Genomic DNA, 5,360 nt, shown 5'->3' on the forward strand with positions numbered 1-5,360 from the left:
TGCCGTCGTCCTGGTGGACACCCGCCGTCTCGCCGACTGCTTCCCGGCCGTCGACTACTTCGAGAACAGCGGCCTGCCCTTCGTCATCGCCCTCAACGGCTTCGACGGTCAGCAGCCCTACACCCCCGATGAGGTGCGGGAAGCCCTCCAGATCGGCCCCGACACCCCCATCATCACGACGGACGCCCGGCACCGGTCCGACGCGAAGAGTGCGCTGATCACGCTGGTCGAGCACGCTCTGATGGCACGGCTGAGGTAGCACCCAATTCGGAAGCACCATACGGCAGTTGTCGTAGATGTACCGGAGCCGACTGTGTCCTTTGACACGGTCGGCCAAGGTGTTCATAACGTTTCGGCAGAGGAATCCGGTGGTACGGCCACGCGTCGCGCACATCCGGTCTCGCTGCGCGCACAATCGCCCCGCCTTTTGGCGGGGCTCGCTCTTTATGACCGTTTTATCTGGGGCTTACATCCCTCGGAATCCCCACCCCGGACTGTTTGGAAGAGCGCAGGTCGTCGTGCTGGAATGCCTGAACTGCCCAATAGTCAATGGCGCACACGTCAGTCGATGGCGTACCGGGCTCTGAGAAACTGCGGCACAACGTTGGTGCCGACCGCCGAGAGGTTGTTGGTCGAGTGAGGCGAAGCAAGAACAGTCCCGAGCCGTCGGCCCGGGGCAACTTCACCCCGCCGCCGCGCACAGCGGCGCCCGCCCCCGTGCCCGGTTCGGAGCCGACGGCCGCGCCCGCCCAGAGCGGCGGCCGTCTCTCCCCGCGCAACTGGCGTGTGGCGACCAGGCTCAACGCGATCCTGCTCATACCCGTGCTGGTCGGCCTCGTCATGGGCGGCTTCCAGGTGAAGAGCTCGATCGACACCTGGCAGGAGGCCGAGGACGCGGAGAACACCGCGCGTCTGGTGCGGGCCTCCCTGCTGTACGCCAACGCCCTGTACAACGAGCGCGACACCTCCGCGGCGCCCCTGCTGAAGGGCAGCGCCCAGACCGCCCAGGACAAGGCGACCGTCGCCCAGGTCCGCAAGGCCACCGACGAGGCGGCCGACGCCTTCGACGCCGCGGCCCAGAACATGCCGGCCAAGCCCGGCCTGGAGCGCCGTCTGAAGCTGTTCCGCGAGGCGGAGCCGAAGCTCCAGACGCTGCGCCAGGTCGCGTACACCTCCAAGCTCAAGGGCGTGCAGACCGAAGAGGGCTACGTCGAGGTCGCCCACCCGCTGACGGAGTTCGCCAACGAGCTGGGCCTCGGCACCGGCAACATCACCAGCTACGGCCGGACCGTCTACGCCATCGAGCTCACCAAGGCGGCCCTGTCGCTGCAGCGCTCCATCGGCATGCACATCCTGACCAAGCCGGGCCCGGACGAGGGCAACCTGGCCAGTCAGCGCATCGCCCTGTCCTCGTACGCCTACCTCGAGCGCATCGCCGTCGAGGAGTACATCGGCGGCGGTACCGAGGAGGACGCGGCCAAGCTCAAGGCGGCCGAGGCGAAGATCAGGACCGACGGCGCCGCGCTGGCCCGGGAGGCCAAGGCCAAGAACCCGGACTACGTCGCCCCGCCGTCCAAGCCGGAGACGATGGTCTCCGCCGTCGCGACGCTGCAGACCACGGACCCGAGCGCCCGTGCCGCCCTCGCCGAGAGGGGCATCACCGCCGAGAACTGGTGGGCGGTCAACACGCTCAAGTTCAACGCCTACGAGAAGATCGAGGCGGACATGGCCGACAAGGCCGTGAGCGAAGCCTCCGACATCGCCGACGACGCCCAGCGCGACGCCTACATCACCGGTGCCGCCGTCGTGGTCGCGCTGCTCCTGGCCTTCATCCTGGCCGGCGCGGTGGCCCGCCAGATGAGCCGCTCGATGCGCCAGCTGCGCAACGCCGCCTTCGGCATCGCCGAGCAGCGCCTGCCGATGCTCGTCGACCAGCTCTCCCGCACCGACCCCGGACGCGTCGACACCCGCGTCCAGGCCATCCCGATCACCACCACGGACGAGATCGGCGAGGTCGCCCGCGCCTTCGACCAGGTCCACCGCGAGGCCGTCCGGCTCGCCGCCGAGCAGGCGCTGCTGCGGGGCAACATCAACGCGATCTTCACCAACCTCTCGCGCCGCAACCAGTCGCTGATCGAGGGCCAGCTGACCCTGATCACCGACCTGGAGAACAACGAGGCCGACCCGGACCAGCTGGAGAACCTCTTCAAGCTGGACCACCTCGCGACCCGTATGCGCCGCAACGGCGAGAACCTCCTCGTCCTCGCCGGTGAGGAGCCCGGCCGCCGCTGGGACCAGCCGGTCCCGCTGGTCGACGTGCTGCGCGCCGCCTCCTCCGAGGTGGAGCAGTACGAGCGCATCGAGCTGTCGGGCGTCCCCGAGGCCGAGATCCACGGCCGGGCCGTGACCGACCTCGTGCACCTGCTCGCCGAGCTGCTGGAGAACGCGACGACGTTCTCCTCCCCGCAGACCAAGGTCCGTGTGACCGCCACCCGTCTCCCCGACGGCCGGGTCATGATCGAGATCCACGACAAGGGCATCGGCCTGACCGCCGAGGACTTCGCGGACATCAACCACAAGCTGGCCAACCCGCCGACCGTGGACGCCGCGATCTCGCAGCGCATGGGCCTGTTCGTGGTCGGCCGGCTGTCCGACCGGCACGGCATCCGCGTCCAGCTGCGCCCCTCGGGCGAGCAGGCCGGCACGACCTCGCTGGTCATGCTGCCCGACGCGATCACCCACGGTGGTGGCGGCGAGCAGCACGTGGACCGTGACGAGTTCACCGTCTCGCAGATCATCCCCGAGCAGAACTTCGGCGGCGGCGAGAACTTCAGCCAGCAGCCCATGCGCACGGCGGCGGAGCTCGGCTTCGACGACAGCCGCTACGCCGACGTCCCCGACGACATACGCGAGCTGGACCCCGTCGGCCGCTCCCTGATGCGTGAGGAGCGCCGGGCGGCCCTGGAGGCCCAGTCGCACGGGCAGCCCGCCCTGCCCGGCCAGAACGCCCAGGAACAGGCCGAGACGTCCGGGTACGCCGAGGAGTTCCACGGCCGGCAGGGCTACGACACCGGCCAGGGCTACGACACCGGCCAGACCGGATACCCCGACCAGCCCGCCGCGTACGACCGTCAGGCACCGTACGAGGAGCAGCAGCGGGCGTCGTACGAGGAGCAGCGGCAGACGGCTTACGAGGAGCCGCAGCGGGGCGCGTACGACGAGCAGTACTACGCGCCGAACGGCGGTCTGCCGCAGAACGACACCTTCTCGCCGAACGGCGGCTACCCGGACCCCTCCTCCTATGCGGAGCCGGCGCAGGAGGAGCACTCGGCGCCGGGCTCGGGCGGGCCCGGCAGCTTCCCCGCCTTCGAGCAGCGGCGCCACCAGGACGACTGGCCGCAGCAGGACGGTTACCAGAACGGCTACCCGAGCCAGTACCCTTCTCAGGCCCAGGAAACGGAATCCGCGCAGGCCGCTGACGCGAGTGAGCAGGACCGCGTAGGCTTCGACCGTCCGGGACCGGCCCACTCCGCCGCACCCTCGCTGACCGACGCCGGGCTTCCCCGCCGCGGGTCCGCCGCGAACGGTGCGAACGGCGCGGGCGGCGCCCGGCACGCGAGCCAGGAGCCTCCGGCCTCGGCCTCCACCCCGGAGAGCAACGGCGACAGCGACTGGCGCTCGGCGAACGACGAGCGGTGGCAGCAGGCCTCGCAGCTCCGGAAGCCCAAGGCGGGCGGGGTCACCTCCTCCGGCCTGCCGAGGCGGGTGCCCAAGGCCAACCTGATCGAGGGTTCCGCCGAGAGCACTCCCCAGGGAGGCCCACAGGTCTCCCGCGCCCCGGAGGACGTCCGGGGCAGGCTGAGCAACCTGCGTCGCGGCGTACAGCGCGGACGCAACGCAGGCAGTGAAACGAACGGCCAGGGCTTCGGTCCTGACAGCACCTACAACCAGGAGCGTTAGTGTGAGCCCGATGAGCCAGGCGGCACAGAACCTCAACTGGTTGATCACCAACTTCGTGGACAACACCCCGGGGGTGTCCCACACGGTGGTGGTCTCCGCCGACGGACTCCTTCTGGCGATGTCCGAAGGCTTCCCCCGCGACCGCGCCGACCAGCTCGCGGCCGTCGCCTCCGGTCTGACGTCCCTGACGGCAGGCGCCTCCCGGATCTTCGAGGGCGGAAGCGTCAATCAGACGGTTGTGGAGATGGAGCGGGGATTCCTGTTCATCATGTCCATCTCCGACGGCTCGTCGCTCGCGGTTCTCGCACATCCGGAGGCGGACATCGGCCTCATCGGATACGAGATGGCGCTGCTGGTTGACCGAGCCGGTACGGTCCTGACACCGGACCTTCGCGCGGAGCTCCAGGGGAGCCTGCTCAACTAACAGACGGACGGTGCGTTTTGGCGTCCCGTGGCCGTAAGGTTTCGGGACGCGGCTCCACAGCGATGGGTGCCAGGCACAGTCGGAGGAGGAGAAAGTGGCAACACCCCCAGGCGGTTCGTCTTCGGGCAACTGGTCGTACGGCCCTGCCCAGGGCCAGGGCGACGGTGGGCAGAACCCGAACCGTTACAACTTCCCCTCCGCACCGAGCCACCGGCAGCCGTACGCGCCACAGGGCCCCGGCCCGTCGCCGTACGACCAGCCGCCGGCCCCGCGCATCCAGCCCGTGCAGCCGCAGCGCCGCACCCCAGAGCCGGCGCCCGCAGGGGCGTCGAACAACCCGCTGGTGCGTCCGTACGCCATGACCGGTGGCCGGACCCGCCCGCGTTACCAGCTCGCCATCGAGGCGCTGGTGCACACCACTGCGCAGCCGCACCAGATGCAGGGCCAGTTGCCCGAGCATCAGCGGATCTGCAACCTCTGCCGGGAAATCAAGTCGGTCGCCGAGATCTCGGCGCTCCTCACGATCCCCCTCGGCGTGGCCAGGATCCTCGTCGCCGACTTGGCGGAGGCGGGACTGGTCGCCATCCATCAGCCCGGCGGCGACGAGAACGCCGGCGGCCAGCCAGACGTGACACTGCTCGAAAGGGTGCTCAGTGGACTTCGCAAGCTCTAGCGGCGGTCCTTCCCGCTCCACCACCTCGGCGAAGATCGTGGTGGCGGGTGGCTTCGGCGTGGGCAAGACCACGTTCGTCGGGGCCGTCTCGGAGATCAACCCGCTGCGTACCGAGGCCGTCATGACGTCAGCTTCGGCCGGCATCGACGACCTCACCCACACCGGGGACAAGACCACCACGACGGTCGCCATGGACTTCGGCCGTATCACCCTGGACCAGGACCTGATCCTGTACCTGTTCGGTACGCCGGGACAGGACCGCTTCTGGTTCATGTGGGACGACCTGGTGCGCGGCGCCATCGG

General features: G+C 69.5%; 5 protein-coding genes. All 5 read left to right on the forward strand.

Features of this window, described 5'->3' with window-relative positions; all coding sequences use genetic code 11:
• The coding region (locus GTY47_RS31200) for an ATP/GTP-binding protein (protein ID WP_010044607.1) at positions 1-259 on the forward strand (259 nt) is incomplete at its 5' end.
• Between the two features lie 377 nt (positions 260-636).
• The gene (locus GTY47_RS31205; RefSeq protein WP_010044610.1) at positions 637-3,960 is read left to right on the forward strand and encodes a nitrate- and nitrite sensing domain-containing protein; all 3,324 of its coding nucleotides are present in this window, start codon (positions 637-639) and stop codon (positions 3,958-3,960) included.
• Positions 3,961-3,970: 10 nt separating this feature from the next.
• Positions 3,971-4,384: a roadblock/LC7 domain-containing protein gene (locus GTY47_RS31210; protein WP_004983065.1), complete on the forward strand. Its 414-nt coding sequence runs from the start codon at positions 3,971-3,973 to the stop codon at positions 4,382-4,384.
• Between the two features lie 94 nt (positions 4,385-4,478).
• Positions 4,479-5,057, forward strand: a complete 579-nt coding sequence (locus tag GTY47_RS31215; RefSeq protein WP_029181511.1) for a DUF742 domain-containing protein — start codon at positions 4,479-4,481, stop codon at positions 5,055-5,057.
• On the forward strand, positions 5,038-5,360 hold a 323-nt coding region (locus GTY47_RS41955; RefSeq protein WP_040903782.1), incomplete at its 3' end, for an ATP/GTP-binding protein. The genes GTY47_RS31215 and GTY47_RS41955, both read left to right, overlap by 20 nt.

This window comes from Streptomyces sp. SID5464, assembly GCF_009862985.1.
Taxonomy (GTDB): domain Bacteria; phylum Actinomycetota; class Actinomycetes; order Streptomycetales; family Streptomycetaceae; genus Streptomyces; species Streptomyces chartreusis_D.

Bases quoted from the DNA above. Each gene is read 5' to 3' on its own strand.
- GTY47_RS31210 (WP_004983065.1), top strand. From the start codon at position 3,971: ATGAGCCAGGCGGCACAGAACCTCAACTGGTTGATCACCAACTTCGTG.